This window comes from Pseudarthrobacter sp. Hb11 (assembly GCF_059383655.1).
Genome location: NZ_JBWZCM010000001.1, coordinates 370,896 through 390,083, shown reverse-complemented (window position 1 = coordinate 390,083; position 19,188 = coordinate 370,896). Strand labels below are relative to the sequence as shown.

Here is a 19,188-nt window from a genome sequence, read left to right as displayed (position 1 = left end):
CGGACCCAGTTAAACGTAAGATAGGTCACGGAAGGCGGTTAGCCTTCAGCAATGAGGCTGGTCGCCCTCCGTCTGTAAATCATCTCTGCCCAATGGCGTGCGGGATCTGTTAGTTGGCTTGATAGCCCGCTCAACTAGTTGTGCTTTTCAAGCACCAAGGAGACTGAAAAAGTGACGACCCGTATTGGTATCAACGGCTTTGGCCGTATTGGCCGCAACTACTTCCGCGCAGCACTCGCACAGGGCGCGGACCTGGAGATCGTTGCAGTCAACGACCTCACCAGCCCCGAGGCGCTGGCACACCTGTTCAAGTACGACTCCGTCGGCGGCCGCCTGAAGGAAACCATCGAGGTCAAGGACGGCAACATCGTCGTCAACGGCAACGTCGTCAAGGTTTTGGCTGAGCGCGATCCCGCCAACCTCCCGTGGGGCGAGCTGGGCGTGGACATCGTCATCGAATCCACCGGTTTCTTCACCAAGGCCGCCGATGCACAGAAGCACATCGACGCCGGCGCCAAGAAGGTCCTGATTTCCGCCCCGGCCTCTGACGAGGACATCACCATCGTGATGGGCGTTAACCACAAGCTGTACGACAACGCCACGCACCACATCATCTCGAACGCATCCTGCACCACCAACTGCCTGGGCCCGCTGGCCAAGGTGGTTAACGACGAGTTTGGCATCGAGCGTGGCCTCATGACCACGGTCCACGCCTACACCGCGGACCAGAACCTGCAGGACGGCCCGCACAAGGACCTGCGACGCGCCCGCGCCGCCGCAGTCAACATGGTTCCCACGTCCACCGGTGCAGCCAAGGCGATCGGCCTGGTCCTGCCGGAACTCAAGGGCAAGCTGGACGGCTACGCCATCCGCGTCCCCGTCCCCACCGGCTCCGCCACCGACCTCACCGTCACAGTCTCCCGTGAGACCACCGTTGAGGAAGTCAACGCTGTCCTCAAGCGCGCAGCGGAGTCCGAGGACCTGCAGGGCTTCTTGACCTACACGGACGAGCCGATCGTCTCCTCGGACATCGTTGGCGATCCCGCATCCTCGATCTTCGACTCCGGCCTCACCAAGGTGATCGGCAACCAGGTCAAGGTTGTTTCCTGGTACGACAACGAATGGGGCTACTCCAACCGCCTCGTTGACCTCACGGAGCTTGTGGCAGCCAAGCTGGGCTAGGGTTAGACACATGACATCTCACACCCTCAACGAACTGATCGCTGAAGGTGTCCGCGGGCGGTACATTCTGGTTCGAAGCGACCTGAATGTGCCGCTCGACGGCTCTACAGTGACTGACGACGGCCGCATCAGGGCCTCACTGCCAGTGCTGGGAAAGCTCACGGACGCCGGTGCCCGCGTGCTGGTAACAGCCCACCTCGGACGCCCCAAGGGCGCCCCGGAGGAAAAGTACTCCCTTCGCCCCGCCGTCAACCGCCTGGCGGAACTGGCGGGCTTCAAGGTCACCCTGGCCGCGGACACGGTAGGCAGCTCGGCAAAGGAAGCTGCCGCCTCGCTGCAGGACGGCAAAGTGCTGGTTCTGGAAAACGTCCGCTTCGATGCCCGCGAAACCAGTAAGGACGACGCCGAGCGCGGCGCCTTTGCTGACGAGCTGGTGGCACTGACCGGCGGCAACGGCGCGTACGTGGACGACGCCTTCGGTGCTGTGCACCGCAAGCACGCGAGCGTCTACGACGTCGCCACTAGGCTCCCGTCCTACCTCGGCGACCTCGTACACACGGAGGTGGAAGTGCTCCGCAAGCTCACCGCGGACACCCAGCGCCCCTACGTGGTGGTGCTCGGCGGTTCCAAGGTCTCGGACAAGCTTGCAGTCATCGACAACCTGCTCGGCAAGGCGGACACCATCCTGGTGGGCGGCGGCATGCTGTTCACGTTCCTCGCCGCAGCCGGCCACAAGGTCGCCTCCAGCCTGTTGGAGGAGGACCAGATCCCCGTGGTCCAGGACTACCTGAAGCGGGCGGCCGACGCCGGCACCGAGTTTGTGGTGCCCACGGATGTCGTGGTGGCCGGGAAGTTCGCCGCCGACGCCGCGCATGAGACGGTTGCCGCGGACGCCATCGAAAGCAGCAGCTTCGGAGCAGAGGGCATCGGCCTGGACATCGGACCGGACTCGGCAGCAGTCTTTGCCGACAAGATCAAGGGCGCCAAGACCGTCTTCTGGAACGGTCCGATGGGGGTCTTCGAATTCGAAGCTTTCGCCGCCGGCACTCGCGCCATTGCCCAGTCGCTGACCGAAACCGGCGCGTTCACCGTGGTGGGTGGCGGCGATTCGGCTGCTGCCGTCCGAACGCTCGGTTTCGCTGATGACCAGTTCGGCCACATTTCCACCGGCGGCGGTGCCAGCCTGGAATACCTCGAAGGCAAGGAACTCCCGGGGCTTAGCGTCCTCGACCGGTAAGAACAGCCGGCAGCAGTACTTGCCCTATCGTCCTCCGGCCGGCAGGTTGCCCCGCGGCAGCCTGCCGGCCGAACACTTAACAAAACTTTTGGAGAATATGTGACAACGTCAACGAACGGCGCTTTCGACCGCAAGCCCTTTATCGCGGGCAACTGGAAAATGAACATGGACCACGTGCAGGGCATCACCCTCCTGCAGAAGCTCGCGTGGACCCTCTCCGACGCCAAGCACGACTACAGCCGGGTTGAGGTTGCCGTCTTCCCGCCGTTCACCGACCTCCGCGGCGTGCAGACCCTGGTGCAGGGCGATGACCTGGAAGTTGCCTACGGCGGCCAGGACCTTTCGCAGTTCGACTCCGGTGCCTACACCGGTGACATCTCCGGCCAGTTCCTGAACAAGCTGGGCTGCAGGTACGTCCTGGTGGGACACAGCGAACGCCGGACCATCCACAACGAGTCCGACGACGTCCTGAACGCCAAGGTGAAGGCCGCCTTCAAGCACAACGTGGTTCCCGTGCTCTGTGTCGGAGAAGGCCTGGAGATCCGCCAGGCCGGCACCCACGTGGACCACACCCTGGCCCAGCTCCGCGCCGGTGTTGCAGGCCTTACCCCGGAGCAGGCCAGCGAGCTTGTGGTGGCCTACGAGCCCGTCTGGGCCATCGGCACAGGCGAAGTAGCGGGACCGGGAGATGCACAGGAAATGTGCGCCGCCATCCGCGCCGAGCTCGAGTCGCTGTTCGGAGCTGACGTGGCGTCGAAGACCCGCCTGCTGTACGGCGGATCCGTCAAGGCCAACAATGCCGCGGCAATCCTGAAGGAACGGGACGTGGATGGCCTGCTGGTGGGCGGCGCGAGCCTCGATCCGGCGGAGTTTGCTAATATTGTCAGGTTCGAGAGTCACCTGGTGACGGACTAGTCCGTCCCGCCGCGCATACTCCCGCAATTCCAACTTTCTGAAAGGCCGTCGTGGACGTTCTTCATGTCATTCTGCAGATCCTCCTTGGCATCACCAGCCTCCTGCTGACGTTGCTTATCCTCCTCCACAAGGGACGGGGCGGCGGACTGTCCGACATGTTCGGTGGCGGCATGAGTTCCGGGCTGAGCTCCTCAGGCGTGGCCGAGCGCAACCTCAACAGGTTCACCGTCATCCTCGGCGTGACCTGGGGCATCGTGATCATCGCCCTGGGGCTGATTATGCGGTTCACGGGCAGCGGCGACTCCTGACGCACTGCTAAAAAGGATTCGGGCGGCACTGCCGCCACGCAGATCTGCGAACTAAACTGTGGCTGTCGGATTCCGGCAGCCACAGTTCTGTTTAAGAGGCGGGAGCCACCGATGGTACATCCAAGCTCAGGTTTCCGGGGCACCCGGGCAGGTGTCACGGCAGGGACAGGGACCAGCCTCCAGGCCGCCGAGGACCACGGAAAAACCCTCCCGCGCATCCGGGTGTCGTACTGGTGCGCCAAGGGGCACGAAACGCAGTTGGTCTTCCTCAAGCTTCCGGAGGACCAGCTTCCGGCGGTGTGGGACTGCCGGCGATGCGGCGCGGCGGCAGCGAGGGACGGCGTGCCGGCTGCTGAGGCGGACTCCTTTGAGGACGGCTTCAAGAGCCACCTGGAATACGTTAAAGAGCGGCGCTCCAGCCAGGACGCCGAAGACCTCCTGGCCGGAGCGCTGGAAAGACTACGCGCCCGCGGCGTCCTTCCGGACGAGTTGCTGCGGGACGCGTGACGCGGCGTTTTCATCGATGAGCCACAGGGTCTGTGAAGTTCCCCGCGGACCCGCCGCGGGAACCTGCACAGGGTTTGCGCCGGCAAGCGCCAACCCCACCGCACCGGCTTTGTCCTCGCCCGCAACAACCATCCATACTTCAGCGGCCGTATTAATCGTCGGCAGCGTCAGGGAAACGCGCAGGGGAGGGGGCTTGGGCGAATTCCGCACACCCACCACCGTCCGTTCCTTTTCGCGGATGCCGGCCTGCTCGGGAAACAGCGATGCGACATGCGCGTCCGGCCCCACGCCCAGCAGGACTACATCCAGGCGGGGGAGTGCAGCCGGTTGTTCCGGCCGGTCATCGGACATATCGGCAGCGTGTTCTGAGGCGGCCGCGTCCCGCAACTGGCGGGCATAATCCTCGGCGGCCTCTTCGGGAGTAGCGAACTGGTCCGAGGAGCCCGGTTCGTGGATCCGGTCCGGGTCCACCGGGATGTGCGAGAGCAAGGCGTTGAATGCCTGCTTCGTGTTCCGGTCGGCGTCATCCGAGGAGACAAACCGCTCATCGCCCCACCAGAAGTTGACCTTGGACCAGTCGACGGCGGGAGCCGCCGGAGAGTCAGCAACAGCCTTCAGGGTGCCGATACCCACCGTGCCGCCGGTCAGGACCACGGTAGCTTCACCGTACTTGTCCTGGACATCAACAAGCTTGGTAATCAGGCGGGCCGCAATGGCCGCCATCAGCACGGACGAATCAGGATGAATGCTTACTCTTGGCTCAACGCTCACTGGGTCGGACACTCCTTAGATTGGTACGTGGCAGTCCCATAGTAATCACTTCCCCGAACACTTCGTCCGGGTCCAGGCGGCGCAGCTCCTCGGCAAGGCAGTCGCGGAGGCTGCGGCGCGGAAGCGAGATCCGTTGGGCGGGCTGGCCCGGCTGGGTCAGCTCGGCCACGGACAGTCCCGGGCGGAACAGCTGGACGTCGCCACCGGGGCGGGTGAGCCGGACGCGGCGGATGCCGGTCCCGGCAGGGTCCGCCACGATGGTCACGGGTGCTTCCAGGCTCAGGGTGAGCCACGCGGCCAGGAGGATGGTGCTGGGGGAGTCCGAGGCACCTTCCACGGCGACGGCGGTCACCGGCGACGCGTCCACCTCGTCGAGGGCGGCGGCGAGCTGGATCCGCCAGTTGGTCAGGCGGGTCCAGGCCAGGTCCGTGTCCCCGGCCCGGTACGTCTTGTGGATCTTCTCCAGCGCAGCCTGCGGGTCCGGTTCGTTCGCCGAATCGGTGATCCGGCGGTGTGCGATCTTGCCAATGGAGGTTTCGCAGGCGTTTTCCGGCGCTCCGTGCGGCCACCAGGCCACGATGGGTGCGTCCGGCAGCAGCAGCGCGGCGACCAGGGATTCGCTTTCGTGGGCGAGCTGGCCGTAACCGCGCAGCACGATCACTTCTGACGCGCCCGCGTCACCGCCAACGCGGATCTGGGCATCCAGCTTATCCTCGGCGTTTGCCCCGGCGTCGGCCAGCACGATGATCCGGCAGGGGTGTTCGCGGCTGGCATCGTTGGCTGCCTCGATCGCTTCTTCCTCAAGCCCTGACTTGGTGACCACCACAAGGGTCAGTACCCGGCCCAGGGCGATCACGCCGCCCTGTTCGCGCAGGGCCATCAGCTTCTTGGAAACGTTCGAGGTGGTGGTGTCCGGCAGGTCTACAATCATGGCCTTCTCCAGGTTCGTCCGTCGCGTGCCAGCAGCTCGTCAGCAGAGGCGGGGCCCCAGCTGCCCGGGGCATACGGCTCGGGCTGTTCGTTCAGCTGCTCCCAGTACTCCTCGAACGGGTCAAGGATCTTCCAGGACAGTTCCACTTCCTCGTGCCGCGGGAAGAGCGGCGGTTCGCCCAGGAGCACGTCCAGGATCAGCCGCTCGTACGCCTCGGGGCTGGATTCGGTGAAGGAGTGCCCGTAGCCGAAGTCCATGGTCACGTCGCGGACTTCCATCTGCGTGCCGGGGACCTTGGAGCCGAACCGGATGGTCACGCCTTCGTCGGGCTGGACCCGGATCACCACGGCGTTCTGGCCGAAGTCATCTTCACTGTGGTCTCGGAACAGCAGGTTGGGGGCGCGTTTGAACACGACGGCGATTTCGGTCACGCGGCGTCCCAGGCGCTTGCCCGCCCGCAGGTAGAACGGAACACCGGACCAGCGGCGGGTGTGGATGTCCACCCGGACCGCGGCGAAAGTCTCGGTGGTGGAATCGGCCGGGATTCCTTCTTCCTCCAGGTAGCCCTGGACCTGTTCGCCGCCCTGCCAGCCGCCGGTGAACTGGCCGCGCGCAGAGTGCGTGGACAGGTCCTCGGGAAGCTTGACGGCGGCGAGGACCTTTTCCTTCTCCGCGCGCAGGTCATCGGCGTTGAAGGAAATGGGCTCCTCCATCGCAGTCAGGGCCAGGAGCTGGAGCAGGTGGTTTTGGATCACGTCGCGGGCCGCGCCCACGCCGTCGTAATACCCTGCCCGGCCACCGGTGCCGATGTCCTCGGCCATGGTGATCTGGACGTGGTCCACGTAGTTCGCGTTCCACAACGGCTCGAACAGCTGGTTCGCGAACCGCAGCGCCAGGATGTTCTGGACCGTTTCCTTGCCCAGGTAGTGGTCGATCCGGAACACCGCGTCCGCCGGGAACACTGATTCGACGATGTCGTTCAGCTGCCGGGCGGACTCGAGGTCGTGCCCGAACGGCTTCTCGATCACCACGCGGCGCCACTTGTCACCCTCGGCCTGGGCCAGGCCGTGCTTGGACAGCTGCCGGCAGACCTGCTCAAACGCCTTGGGCGGGATCGAAAGGTAGAACGCGTGGTTCCCCCGGGTGCCGCGGACGTCGTCGAGCTCCTTGATGGTCTCGCCGAGCCGCTCGAACGCGCCGTCGTCGTCGAACTCACCCTGGACAAACCGGATGCCCTCGGAGAGCTGGTTCCACACAGCCTCGTCAAAAGGGGTGCGCGCGTAGGCCTGCACCGAGGCCTTCACTTCGGCAGCGAAGTCCTCATCCGTCCAGGGGCGGCGGCCGAAGCCCACCAGCGCGAAGCTGGGAGGCAGCAGCCCACGGTTGGCCAGATCGTACACGGCCGGCATGAGCTTCTTGCGGGCAAGGTCACCGGTGACTCCGAAGAGCACCAGCGATGACGGACCGGCGATCCGGCTCAGGCGGCGGTCCCGGGGGTCCCGGAGCGGATTCCGCAACGGTTTCCCGGCACGCGTGCCGGACGTCCTGCCGTATTCAGTTTCTGGCATGGTGCTTCTGTGCCTTAGCTTTCGGTAACGGAGGCTGACCTGGCGGACAGCGCAGCAATAATGTCCTGCAACTGTGCCACACCGGCTGCCCGGTTGGTCAGGTGCAGGCGAAGCACCGGACGGCCGTGCTCGCTCAGGACCTGGGCGTCACCGGCGGCCTGCGCCGAGATCAGCTTCCCGAAGGTAAAGGGACGGTCCGGGATGGCAAGATCTTCGGCTGCCTCAGCAGTGACCTGGAGGAACACGCCGATGGCCGGGCCGCCCTTGTGGAACTGCCCGGTGGAGTGCAGGAACCGGGGGCCCCAGCCAAACGTCACGGGACGGCCGGAAACGGCTGCCAGTTCGTCGCGGATGCCCTCGAGCTGCGCGAACGCGAGCCGGTCGAAGTAGGCCTGGACGCTGAGGTAGCTGTCGGGCTGGAGGGTTTCCAGCAAGGCACGCACTGCCTCTTCGGCGGTGGACGCTCCGGCGAGCCAGTCGCCGCCGCGGACCTCGATGGCGCCGTCAACAAAGGCTGCAGGCGTCGGCTTCGGCTGCGCGTCCAGCAGGCCGCGGGCAGCAATCTTGGCTGCCTCGACATCCGGCTGGTCGAATGGGTTGATGCCCAGCAGGCGTCCGGCCACAGCGGTGGCGAACTCCCAGACCATCATCTGGGTGGCCAGCCCGCCTGCAATGGCAACTTCGTTCTCGCCGAGTTCGACGTCGGCGTCCGCGGCTACCAGCCGGACCACCAGGACATCGGCGGCATCCGACGAGACCTCCGGCGAGTCCGGGCCGGCCACCACGGGCAGTACTCCGGTGCCCAACTTGCCCGTGGACTCGGCGATGAGCTGCTCAGCCCAGTCGGCGAAGCCCACGATGCCGGAACCGTCCTCGGCGATGACGATCTTGTTGCGCAGCGGGCTGGTGCCGCCGAGCGCTGTTCCGAGGGACAGCCCGATGTTTTCGGGAGCGTCCTCGTTGAGAATCTCTGCTGCTTCCTCGGCCTCATCCAGGAAGGCCTGGATGTCAACTCCGGCCAGGCCCGAGGGGACCAGGCCGAAAGCGGTGAGGGCGGAAAAGCGGCCGCCGACGTTGGGGTCGGCGTTGAAGACCGCACGGTAGCCGGCCTCACGGGAGGCCTTATCCAGCGGGGAGCCGGGATCGGTGACAATGATGATGCGGCTTGCGGCATCGATGCCGGCGTCGTTGAACGCCTTCTCGAAGACCCTCCGCTGGGAATCGGTCTCAACGGTGGAACCGGACTTTGAGGAGACCACAATGGCCGTCTCCGCCAGCCGGTCCGCCAGGGCAGCACGGACCTGGTCCGGGTCCGTGCTGTCCAGCACAGTCAGCTCGACGCCGGCGGTGCCGGCAATGACCTCCGGAGCCAGCGAGGACCCGCCCATGCCGCAAAGCGCGATGCGGGTAACGCCTTCGGCGCGGAGGGCATCGCGGAGTTCCAGGATCTCCTTTACCAGCGGCTGGGAGACGGTGGCCGCCTCAACCCAGCCGAGCCGGATGGCCGACTCTGCTTCGGCGTCGGAACCCCAGAGGGTGTGGTCCTTCGCGAAGATCCGGGTGGCGATGCGGTCCTCCACCAGGGTGGGGAGGTGGTGTTCCAGTGCCTGCTGCGCGGCACCTGTGGCTTCGTAGCTGAGTGTGCTCATTGGTGGTTAGGAAGCCTTCCGTGCTGAGGCGAGGGCGCCCTCGACGTCGCCGAGCAGTTCCTTCCAGCTGGCCACGAACTTGTCCAGGCCTTCCGATTCAAGGATTGCCACGACGTCGTTGTAGGAGATGCCGAGCTTTTCGAGCGCGTCGAGGGTGTTGTTGGCTTCGGTGTAGGTGCCGGTGACGGTGTCCCCGGTGACCACGCCGTGGTCGAAGGTGGCGTCAAGCGTCTTTTCGGGCATGGTGTTCACGACGCCGGGGGCGACCAGCTCGGTGACGTAGAGGGTGTCCGGGTAGGCCGGGTCCTTCACGCCGGTGGAAGCCCACAGGGGACGCTGGGGGAGTGCGCCGGCTTCGGCCAGCAGGGCCCAGCGTTCGGTGGCGAAGAGCTCTTCGTAGACCTGGTAGGCCAGGCGGGCGTTGGCCAGGCCGGCCTTGCCCTTTAGTGCCTTGGCCTCATCGGTGCCCAGGGCGTCGAGGCGCTTGTCGATTTCGGCGTCCACGCGGGAGACGAAGAACGAGGCAACGGAGTGGATCTTGGAGAGGTCGTGGCCGTTTTCCTTGGCCTGCTCCAGGCCGGTCTGGAAGGCGTTGATGACCGCGCGGTAGCGCTCCAGGGAGAAGATCAGGGTCACGTTGACGCTGATGCCCTCGGCCAGGGTGGCGGTGATGGCCTCGAGGCCCTCGAGCGTGGCCGGGATCTTGATCAGGACGTTGTCCCTGTTGACCCTCTTGTACAGGTGCTTGGCTTCGGCGATGGTTCCGGCGGTGTCCCAGGCCAGCCGTGGGTCAACTTCGATGGAAACGCGGCCGTCCACGCCGTTGGTGGCTGCAGCCACGGGTGCGAACAGGTCGCAGGCGTCTGCGACGTCGGTGGTGGTGATCTCGAAGATGGTGTCCTCGACGGACGCGCCGGCTGCTGCCTGCTTTGCGATCGTGCCGTCGTAGTCGGCGCTGGTCGTGATGGCGGCGTGGAAGATTGACGGGTTGGTGGTCACGCCAACCACGTTCTTCTCTTCGATGAGCTTTGCGAGGGTGCCGGTGTCGAGCCGTCCGCGGGAAAGGTCGTCGAGCCAGATGGAAACTCCGGCGTCGGACAGCTGTTGGGTGGGAGTAGTCATTGTTCTGTATCTCCTAGGAAATCGGGATTTAGGCCTGGAGGCCGGCGAGGGAGTCCTTGGCGGCCGCGGCAACTGCTTCTGCGGTGATGCCGAACTCCTGGAAGAGGCGCTTGTAGTCGGCGGAAGCGCCGTAGTGCTCGAGGCTGATGGAACGGCCGGCGTCGCCGACGAATTCCTTCCAGCCCAGGGACAGTCCTGCTTCAACGGAAACACGGGCCTTGACGGCGGCCGGCAGGACCGACTCGCGGTAGGCGGGGTCCTGCTTGTTGAACCATTCGACGCAGGGCATCGAGACAACGCGGGCGGCGATGCCTTCGGCCTGCAGGGCTTCGCGGGCCTGGACGGCCAGCTGGACCTCGGAGCCGGTGCCGATGAGGATGACGTCGGCCGGGACGGTGGCGCCGTCCTTGGCCGCTTCGGCCAGGACGTAGCCGCCCTTGGCGACGCCGGCGACGGAACCGAACGTGTCGCCGTCGGCTACGCCTTCGCCGCGCTCCCAGGTGGGGATGTTCTGGCGGGTCAGCACGATGCCGGCCGGGTTGGAGTGGTTTTCCAGCATGGTCTTCCAGGCAACGGCCACTTCGTTGGCGTCACCGGGGCGGACAACGTCCAGGCCCACGATGGCGCGCAGGGTGGCGAGCTGTTCCACCGGCTGGTGGGTGGGGCCGTCCTCGCCCAGGCCGATGGAGTCGTGCGTCCAGACGTACAGGGACGGGACACCCATCAGCGCGCCGAGGCGGATGGCGGGGCGCTGGTAGTCGCTGAAGATCAGGAAGGTGCCGGAGAACGCCCGGGTGCGGCCGTGCAGGCTGATGCCGTTCACGATGGAGGCGGCAGCGTGCTCGCGGATACCGAAGTGCAGGACCCGGCCGTAGGGGTTGCCCTTCCAGGCGTCCGTCTGCTTGGACGCTGGAACGAACGACGGCGAGCCCTCGATGGTGGTGTTGTTCGACTCTGCGAGGTCGGCCGAACCGCCCCACAGTTCGGGCAGGACCGGGCCGAGGGCGTTGAGGACCTTGCCTGAGGCTGCGCGGGTGGAGACGTCCTTGCCGGCGGGGAAGACCGGAAGGGCAGCGTCAACATCATTCGGCAGTTCCTTGGCCTCGATGCGCTGCAGCAGGGCTGCGCCTTCGGGGTTGGCGGCCTGCCAGGCGTTGAATGACTCTTCCCATTCCTTGCGGGCGGCAGCACCGCGGTCCACCACGGCGCGGGCGTGGGCCAGGACGTCCTGGTCCACGTCGAAGGACTTGGCCGGGTCAAAGCCCAGGACCTCCTTCAGGGCTGCGACTTCCTCGGCACCGAGTGCTGAACCGTGGATCTTGCCGGTGTTCTGCTTCTTGGGCGCCGGGTAGCCGATGATGGTGCGCAGCGACACGATGGACGGCTTGGACGTCTCAGCCTTGGCCGCGAGGAGCGCCGAGTAGAGCTCCTGGACGTCTTCCTTGTATTCGCCGGTTTTGGTCCAGTCCACGCGCTGGACGTGCCAGCCGTAGGCTTCGTAGCGCTTCAGGACATCCTCGGTGAAGGCGATGTCGGTATCGTCCTCGATGGAGATGTGGTTCTCATCGTAGACAACCACGAGGTTGCCCAGTTCCTGGTGGCCGGCCAGCGAGGAAGCCTCGGCCGTGACGCCTTCCTGGAGGTCGCCGTCGGAGGCGATGACCCAGATGGTGTGGTCAAACGGGCTCTCGCCGGCGGGGGCATCGGCGTCGAACAGGCCGCGCATCCGGCGCTGCGAGTAGGCGAAGCCAACCGAGGACGCCAGGCCCTGGCCCAGCGGGCCGGTGGTGATTTCCACGCCGGCGGTGTGCTTGTACTCGGGGTGGCCCGGGGTCAGCGAACCCCAGGTGCGCAGCGCCTCAAGGTCCTTCAGCTCCAGGCCGTAACCGGAGAGGAACAACTGGATGTAAAGGGTGAGCGAAGTGTGGCCCGGGGACAGGACAAAGCGGTCGCGGCCCAGCCAGTCCGGATTGCGCGGATCGTGGCGCATCAGTTTTTGGAAAAGCAGGTACGCGGCGGGCGCCAGGCTCATCGCCGTTCCGGGGTGGCCGTTGCCCACCTTCTCCACGGCGTCTGCAGCCAGTACGCGGATGGTATCCACCGCGCGCTGGTCCAGGCTGGTCCAAGACAGTTCTTGCTCTTCCAAATGTGGCACGAAAACCGGGCCCCTCTCTGTGCTGATGGCAGGCGGCACACCGGATCCGCGGGAAGGCACGTTGTAGGGCGCCCGCTGCGGTGTGTACCAGCCGTTCACCATCGAAACGTTGATTTTTCCACTCAGCCACTGGCCAGTTCCGGAATGCGTTTTCCACTGCTTCCCTGCTGCGTGCTGATCTGGTGACAGCTTAGCTCTATTCCACTCCTCGGGCGGCGGAAATCTCACGTTGTGGACGCAATTTCGGCTTATGTGAATCCGCCGGAAGTGAGGCTGAGTTAATCTGCTCGAATCCATGCGCGAGCGATCACCAGCACCAAATGGCGGGCCGTTGGGAGGGGCCAGGCACGGTATGATATTTGGAGGCCAGCGCCGGGCGGGGGACCTTTTTTCAGCTCCCCGAGACTTCCCGGCCAAGGCGCGAATCAATAATTCCGGTTCCGCCGGCGCCCGGACGGGCGGGCCCATGACACAGCTGGACAGCCAGACAGAACTGCCAACAGAACGGGTGACTGCCACCGTGAGCACTACAGATACGCCGCTGAACGCATCCCGGGCTTCAAAAGCCGGGATTGCCCGTAAGGCCAAGGCGTATCTCGCCCTCACCAAGCCGCGCGTCATTGAGCTGCTGCTGGTGAGCACGCTGCCTACGATGATTTATGCGGAGCGCGGCTTCCCATCCATCGGGCTGATCCTGGCAACGCTCGTGGGCGGCGCCTTCGCCGCGGGCAGCGCCGGGGCCTTCAACTGCTACATCGACCGCGACATCGACAAGCTGATGCACCGCACGGAAAACCGTCCGCTGGTCACCGGTGAAGTCACGCCGCGTGAAGCGCTGATTTTCTCCTGGCTTTTGGGCGCGGCCGCCATTGCGATTCTCTGGTTCGGCGCCAATCCGCTGGCCGCCTGGCTCGGCTTGGGCGCCATCTTCTTCTACGTGGTGATCTACACGATCATCCTCAAGCGCCGGACCGCTCAGAACATCGTCTGGGGCGGCGCGGCAGGCTGCTTCCCGGTACTGATTGCCTGGGCGGCTGTCACCAACTCCGTGGAGTGGCCCGCAGTCATCCTCTTTATGGTCATCTTCCTCTGGACCCCGCCGCATTATTGGCCGCTGTCCATGCGCTACGGCGAGGACTACCGGAACGCCAACGTCCCCATGCTCGGAGCCATCGCCGGCGCCAAGGTGGTATCTGTCCAGGTGGTCCTCTACGCGTGGGCCATGGTGGCCTGCTCGCTGCTGATGGTTCCCGCCGGCGGGGCAGGCTGGGTCTACACGGTGACCGCCGTAGTGGCCGGGGCCTGGTTCCTGTACGAGTCGCATTCCCTCTACAACCGGGCCCACCGCGAGGACATCACGGACAAGCGGGCCATGAAGGTCTTCCACGGCTCCATCAGCTACCTCACCCTGCTCTTTATTGCCCTTGCGGTTGATCCGTTCATCGGGCCGGCGGTCATGGCCGGCTGAGAACCCCGACGCTCTCGCACTTATGACCGGTACTCACCCGACGCTCTGTTTCTGCCGGGCTCCTGCACCCTTCCTCACGCTGATGGAGGAGGGTTTGTTGCACCCCTAGGTGGGAGAGCGTTTCGGGAAACGGTGCAGAAGGTGATAGAGCGTCGTTAGGGACAGAAGCACCCCGGTTCGTTAGGAACCGGGGTGCTTGGCGTTGGGGGATATAGCGGGGGGCTATGCCTGTGGGCTGGACCGGGCGATGTCCCAGGCGTTGGTCGCCGCCACCATCAGCAGCGCGGCGCCGAGCATGTGCGCCGCCACCAGCAGTGCCGGAATGCCGTTGTAGTACTGGGTGAAGCCGATCACGGCCTGGAGGAGCGTCACGCCGAGGAGTCCCAGGATGGCGGTGCGGAAGGGCCCATTGATACGGCGCAGGAACACCAGCGCGAGTGCCACCATCGTGCCGGCCGTTACCAGGTAGGCCGGAACGGCGTGGATGTGGGAGAACAGGTCCCAGTCCAGGCCGTTGCGCGGGGCGTCCGCATCGCCTGCATGGGGCCCGGCCCCGGTCACCACCACGCCCAGCATCACGGCAAGGGTGGAGAAGAGCGCGACGGCGGCAGTCACCGGACGCATAACGCCCGGCAGGGCAGCATGGGAGGAAGTACGGAACCGTCCAGTCCGGCCGAAGGCCCGGTTCACCAGCAGCGTGGCAAACACCACCAGCGCCATGGATACCAGGAAGTGAAGGCCAACCACCCAGGGGTTGAGGTTCGTGAGGACGGTGATGCCGCCGATTACAGCCTGCGCCGGGATGCTGGCCAGAAGGCCCAGGGCCAGCAGGAAAAGGTCACGCCTTTCCTTGCGGAGGTTCCACAGGTACACCAGCATCAGGGCTGCGACGGCGGCCAGGGCGAAGGTGAGGAGTCGGTTGCCGAACTCGATAAAACCGTGGATGCCCATTTCCGGGGTGTTCACCAGGGATGTGTCAGTGCAGCGCGGCCAGGTGGGGCAGCCCAAGCCGGAGGCGGTCAGCCGAACGGCCCCGCCGGTGACCACCAAAGCGGTCTGGCCGATCAGTGAGGCCACCGCGAGGCGGCGGACCCGGACGTCCACGGTGCGGGGCAGCCGGGAGGACAGCCGGTTAACTAACTGGGGGAGGCGTGCAGCCGTGCTCACGGATATCTCAATTCCACTTAAACCAACGGATGGCTGCTGCCCCGGCGATGACAGTCCAAAGCAGCAGGATGAGGGTGGCGCCGCCATTCAGCGTGCCGGCAAGGAAAGCCTCGCGCAGCGATTCACCGAGTGCGCCGGAGGGCAGGAACTCCACCAATGACTGGGCGCCGGCAGGCAGGCGTTCCGCCGGGAGGACGATTCCGCCCAGAGCGCCCAACAGGATCCAAAGCAGGTTGGTGATGGCGAGGGTAGCTTCGGGCCGGACGGTGCCAGCCACCAGCAGGCCCAGGGCGGTAAAGGCGGCGGCGCCCAGTGCCAGGAGGAACAGGCCGGGCACCCAGCCGGCTGCCTGCGGCCGCCATCCCAAGGAGAAGGCCACTGCGCTGACGACGGCCACCTGCAGGGAGAGGACTGCCAGCACTGACAGTGCTTTGCCGGCGATCAGTCCGCCGCGGCCCAGGGGAGTGGTGGAAAGGAAGCGGAGCACGCCATACCGCCGGTCGAAGCCGGTGGCGATGCCCTGGCCGGTGAACGCGGTGGACATGGCGCACAGTGCCAGGATTCCCGGTACGGCGATGTCGACGCGGTTGCCCCCGAGCCCGTCCAAAAACGGCGTCACGGTCAGGCCTACAAGCGCCAGGAGCGGCAGCACCACTGCCAGGATCAGCTGCTCGCCGTTCCGGAGCATGGCCAAGGCCTCGTACTTGCCCTGCAGCAGCACGCGGCGCAGCAGGGAAGCGGGCTGCTGCCGGCCCGAGACCCCGCCCAAAGGGGCGATCGGGGCGTTGCCTGGAGTGGCGCCGGCTGCGCCGGAGGCTGTCCCCTTCATCGGATGCCCTTTCCCGAGATATCCAGAAAGACGTCTTCAAGGCTACGCGCCTGCAGGCTCATTGAAGCAGGCATAATGCCGTGCGCTTCCCACCAGCCCGCGAGTGCCGCGAGGTGGCCGGGAGTCAGGGTGCCCGTAACGCAGTAGCTGCCTGCGCGGGTTTCGGCGATATCGATGCCGTCCGGCAGGACGGCGGCAAAATCCAGGCCCGGAACCGCCTCGAACTCCAGCGTCCGGATGTGGTCCGCGCCCGCTTCCACGGCTGGACTGCGGTGAAGCAGTTCCTGGACCGTTCCCTCGGCGACGTTCCGGCCGCCGTCGATGATGTAGACGTAGTCGGCCAGCCGCTGGGCGTCGTCCATCAGGTGCGTGGTGAGGATGATGCCCATCCCGGCGTCGCGCAGCTCGGAAATCAGGTCGAACACGAGTTGACGGGACTGCGGGTCCAGGCCGGCGCTGGGCTCGTCAAGGAACAGGACTTCGGGCCTGCCGATCAGCGCGGCGGCAAGGGCCAGGCGTTGCTTTTGTCCGCCGGAAAGCCGGCGGACGGTAGTCCGGCTGAACGCGTCAATACCCAGCCGCTCAATAAGGTCGTCCACGGGCCAGGGCTGTGCGTACAGTCCGGCGATGTGCTGCAGCAGGGGTACGGGCCTGGACGACGGCGGCAGCCCGCCGTCCTGAAGCATCACACCCACGCGTGAGCGGAGTTCCGCCCCTGCAGTTGCGGGGTCCTGGCCCAGCAACGAGATGTCGCCGCCGCTTCGCTTCTGAAGGCCCTGCGCACATTCGAGGGTGGTTGTTTTTCCCGCGCCGTTGGCGCCCAGCAGGGCGGTGACCTGCCCGCGTTCGGCGACGAGGGAAACACCGCTCACTACCCGAAGCATTTTTCCGTCCAGGCTTGCAAGCGGGCCTACATCCTTAACTAGCCCGTTGATGGACAGAACCGGGGATTGGGGGGATCGCACCACAGTATTCTACGGGATGTAGTATTTTCTGAAGTCCTTGGAGCGGCTTGCTCAGGTCAGCCTGTCCTTACTGGAACACGGGACTAAATTACGACACTATTGTGTTGTGTATTCCATGACCAACGCTACTGCTGTGCCTTTTGCAGCTCACGGGGCCTCGCGGGCTCCCGATGACCGCGGCCGTCCGGCTCTCGGTCCGGTGGCTGACGCCGATGAGCGTACCCGGGACCGCGTCCTCTCGGCCGTCCTGGAACATGGACCCGTCAGCGCCGCTGAACTCGGGGACCTCCTGGGGTTCACTCCGGCGGCGGTACGACGGCACCTGGACCATTTAGCCCGTGCAGGCGTTATCGAAGTCAAGCGGGTGGCCAAGTCCGGCGCCGGGGCAGGCCGTCCCGCACGTCGCTACGTCCTCAGCTCCCAGGGACAGTCGAGCCTCGGAAACGACTACCTGGGCATTGCCGCCCTGGCGCTCCAGGAGCTGCAAAAAGTTGCCGGCCCGGACGCGGTGCGGGCATTCGCCGTCGAGCGCTTCTCTGAGATGGAACGCCGCTACGCTCCGGAAATTGACGCGGCCGGTCCGGACATCACGGACCGCGCCAAAGCTTTGGCGGACGCCCTGAGCCGCGACAATTTCGTGGCCTCCGCCGCTTCCATCGAGGCCAAGCCCCCACTGCCGGCGGCCCTGTCCAGCGTGCAGCTGTGCCAGGGGCACTGCCCCATCCAGCAGCTCGCCGCCCGGTTCCCCGTGTTTTGCGACGTGGAAACCGAAGTGTTCTCGAGGCTGGTGGGCGTCGACGTCCGGCGCCTCTCCACACTGGCCCGCGGCGGACACGTCTGCACTACCCATATACCAACAGGCCGGCTGTCTGCCCACGAGTCCGTGCGACCCCCGGCAGCCCCCGCCAGCCTGAATGAAGTAACCAACCATCAGCAAGAAAGGCCGTGATGACGGACCAACTATCAGAGAAAGCGGTAGCCGAAAACACTGTGATCTCGGAGATTCTCGAAAAGAATCCCGAGCTCCACGGCATCGGCAACTACGAGTACGGCTGGGCTGACAAAAACGACGTCGGTGCCAACGCACGCCGTGGGCTCAACGAAGAGGTTGTCCGGGACATTTCGGCCAAGAAGAGCGAGCCGGAGTGGATGCTTGACCTGCGCCTCAAGGGCCTGAAGTACTTCGACCGGAAGCCCATGCCCACCTGGGGCGCGGACCTGTCGGGCATCGACTTCGACAACATCAAGTACTTTGTCCGCTCCACCGAGAAGCAGGCTGCCACCTGGGAGGACCTGCCCGAGGACATCCGGAACACGTACGAGAAGCTGGGTATCCCGGAAGCTGAGCGGAGCCGTCTCGTGTCCGGTGTTGCGGCCCAGTACGAGTCCGAGGTTGTCTACCACCAGATCCGCGAGGACCTCGAAGCCCAGGGCGTCATCTTCCTGGACACCGATACCGCACTGAAGGAACACCCGGAGATCTTCCAGGAGTACTTCGGCACTGTCATCCCGGTGGGCGACAACAAGTTCGCCTCGCTGAACACCTCCGTCTGGTCCGGCGGCTCCTTCGTGTACGTCCCCAAGGGCGTCCACGTAGACATCCCGCTGCAGGCGTACTTCCGTATCAACACGGAAAACATGGGCCAGTTCGAGCGGACTCTGATCATCGCCGACGAGGACTCCTACGTCCACTACATCGAAGGCTGCACGGCTCCGATCTACACCTCGGACTCCCTACACTCTGCCGTGGTGGAAATCATCGTCAAGAAGGGCGCCCGCGTCCGGTACACCACCATCCAGAACTGGTCCAACAACGTGTACAACCTGGTGACCAAGCGCGCCATCTGCGAAGAGGGCGCCACCATGGAATGGGTCGATGGCAACATCGGTTCCAAGGTCACCATGAAGTACCCGGCCGTCTACCTCGTGGGTGAGCACGCCAAGGGCGAGACCCTGTCCATCGCCTTTGCCGGCGAGGGCCAGCACCAGGACACCGGCTCCAAGATGGTCCACATCGCTCCGAACACCAAGAGCTCCATCATCTCCAAGTCGGTGGCCCGCGGCGGCGGCCGCGCAGCCTACCGCGGCCTGGTCCAGGTCCGCGAAGGTGCCAAGCACTCCGCAAACACCGTTCGCTGCGACGCGCTCCTGGTTGACACCATCAGCCGCTCGGACACCTACCCGTACATCGACATCCGTGAGGACGACGTTGTGATGGGCCACGAGGCAACTGTTTCCCGGGTCAGCGAAGAGCAGCTCTTCTACCTGATGTCCCGCGGCATGCGCGAAGACGAAGCCATGGCGATGATCGTCCGCGGCTTCATCGAGCCCATTGCCCGCGAGCTCCCCATGGAGTACGCACTTGAGCTGAACCGCCTGATTGAACTGCAGATGGAAGGGTCCGTCGGATAACG

General features: G+C 65.3%; 17 protein-coding genes. 8 read left to right on the top strand and 9 right to left on the bottom strand.

Annotation, left to right across the window (positions count from 1 at the left end; translation table 11 throughout):
• The first annotated feature begins 171 nt into the window (after positions 1-171).
• The 5 genes from gap (at position 172) to AC50X7_RS01840 (ending at position 4,149) form a co-directional block, all read left to right on the top strand.
• Positions 172-1,182, top strand: coding sequence for a type I glyceraldehyde-3-phosphate dehydrogenase (gap, locus tag AC50X7_RS01860; RefSeq protein ID WP_307095167.1), 1,011 nt, complete (start codon positions 172-174; stop codon positions 1,180-1,182).
• Between the two features lie 10 nt (positions 1,183-1,192).
• Entirely contained in the window at positions 1,193-2,419 is a 1,227-nt protein-coding gene (locus tag AC50X7_RS01855) for a phosphoglycerate kinase (RefSeq protein WP_494977493.1), read from the top strand.
• 99 nt (positions 2,420-2,518) lie between these two features.
• Positions 2,519-3,334 (top strand): triose-phosphate isomerase, encoded by an 816-nt coding sequence (gene tpiA / locus AC50X7_RS01850; RefSeq protein WP_494977492.1) that lies wholly within the window; start codon positions 2,519-2,521, stop codon positions 3,332-3,334.
• A 50-nt stretch (positions 3,335-3,384) separates the two neighbouring features.
• A complete protein-coding gene (gene secG, locus AC50X7_RS01845) occupies positions 3,385-3,642 on the top strand; it encodes a preprotein translocase subunit SecG (RefSeq protein WP_307095161.1) in 258 nt (85 codons plus the stop codon).
• 111 nt (positions 3,643-3,753) lie between these two features.
• The gene (locus AC50X7_RS01840; RefSeq protein WP_494977491.1) at positions 3,754-4,149 is read left to right on the top strand and encodes an RNA polymerase-binding protein RbpA; all 396 of its coding nucleotides are present in this window, start codon (positions 3,754-3,756) and stop codon (positions 4,147-4,149) included.
• Here the strand turns inward: AC50X7_RS01840 and pgl are convergent.
• The 6 genes from pgl to tkt are packed head-to-tail and all read right to left on the bottom strand — an operon-like array spanning position 4,102 to position 12,336.
• Positions 4,102-4,920: a 6-phosphogluconolactonase gene (pgl, locus tag AC50X7_RS01835; protein ID WP_494977490.1), complete on the bottom strand. Its 819-nt coding sequence runs from the start codon at positions 4,918-4,920 to the stop codon at positions 4,102-4,104. The two genes, AC50X7_RS01840 and pgl, sit on opposite strands and share 48 nt — an antisense overlap.
• Positions 4,910-5,851: a glucose-6-phosphate dehydrogenase assembly protein OpcA gene (locus AC50X7_RS01830; RefSeq protein WP_494977489.1), complete on the bottom strand. Its 942-nt coding sequence runs from the start codon at positions 5,849-5,851 to the stop codon at positions 4,910-4,912. Before AC50X7_RS01830 ends, pgl begins: the two co-directional genes overlap by 11 nt.
• On the bottom strand, positions 5,848-7,419 hold the full coding sequence (gene zwf, locus AC50X7_RS01825) for a glucose-6-phosphate dehydrogenase (protein WP_494977488.1): 1,572 nt from the start codon (positions 7,417-7,419) through the stop codon (positions 5,848-5,850). The genes AC50X7_RS01830 and zwf overlap by 4 nt, the downstream gene beginning before the upstream one ends.
• 14 nt (positions 7,420-7,433) lie before the next feature.
• The gene (locus AC50X7_RS01820) at positions 7,434-9,068 is read right to left on the bottom strand and encodes a glucose-6-phosphate isomerase (protein WP_494977487.1); all 1,635 of its coding nucleotides are present in this window, start codon (positions 9,066-9,068) and stop codon (positions 7,434-7,436) included.
• Between the two features lie 6 nt (positions 9,069-9,074).
• Positions 9,075-10,190 carry a transaldolase gene (gene tal / locus AC50X7_RS01815; protein WP_494977486.1) on the bottom strand — a complete coding sequence of 372 codons (1,116 nt, stop codon included), beginning with the start codon at positions 10,188-10,190 and terminating at the stop codon, positions 9,075-9,077.
• A 28-nt stretch (positions 10,191-10,218) separates the two neighbouring features.
• Entirely contained in the window at positions 10,219-12,336 is a 2,118-nt protein-coding gene (gene tkt / locus AC50X7_RS01810; protein WP_494977819.1) for a transketolase, read from the bottom strand.
• Positions 12,337-12,853: 517 nt separating this feature from the next.
• Between tkt and AC50X7_RS01805 the strand changes: the two genes are divergently transcribed.
• Entirely contained in the window at positions 12,854-13,813 is a 960-nt protein-coding gene (locus AC50X7_RS01805) for a heme o synthase (protein WP_494977818.1), read from the top strand.
• A gap of 222 nt (positions 13,814-14,035) precedes the next feature.
• Here the strand turns inward: AC50X7_RS01805 and AC50X7_RS01800 are convergent, their stop codons facing one another.
• Genes AC50X7_RS01800 through AC50X7_RS01790 form a run of 3 tightly spaced genes read right to left on the bottom strand, consistent with a single transcriptional unit; the run spans position 14,036 to position 16,774 of the window.
• Positions 14,036-14,980, bottom strand: a complete 945-nt coding sequence (locus AC50X7_RS01800) for a COX15/CtaA family protein (RefSeq protein WP_494977485.1) — start codon at positions 14,978-14,980, stop codon at positions 14,036-14,038.
• A gap of 7 nt (positions 14,981-14,987) precedes the next feature.
• Positions 14,988-15,809, bottom strand: coding sequence for an ABC transporter permease (locus AC50X7_RS01795; RefSeq protein WP_494977484.1), 822 nt, complete (start codon positions 15,807-15,809; stop codon positions 14,988-14,990).
• Entirely contained in the window at positions 15,806-16,774 is a 969-nt protein-coding gene (locus tag AC50X7_RS01790) for an ABC transporter ATP-binding protein (protein WP_494977483.1), read from the bottom strand. Before AC50X7_RS01790 ends, AC50X7_RS01795 begins: the two co-directional genes overlap by 4 nt.
• Before the next feature lie 106 nt (positions 16,775-16,880).
• On the opposite strand from AC50X7_RS01790, the gene AC50X7_RS01785 reads away from it, so the two are divergent.
• Together AC50X7_RS01785 and sufB are read left to right on the top strand one after the other, a co-directional pair.
• Positions 16,881-17,723 carry a helix-turn-helix transcriptional regulator gene (locus AC50X7_RS01785; protein WP_494977482.1) on the top strand — a complete coding sequence of 281 codons (843 nt, stop codon included), beginning with the start codon at positions 16,881-16,883 and terminating at the stop codon, positions 17,721-17,723.
• On the top strand, positions 17,723-19,186 hold the full coding sequence (gene sufB / locus AC50X7_RS01780; protein ID WP_494977481.1) for a Fe-S cluster assembly protein SufB: 1,464 nt from the start codon (positions 17,723-17,725) through the stop codon (positions 19,184-19,186). The genes AC50X7_RS01785 and sufB overlap by 1 nt, the downstream gene beginning before the upstream one ends.
• Positions 19,187-19,188: the final 2 nt, after the last annotated feature.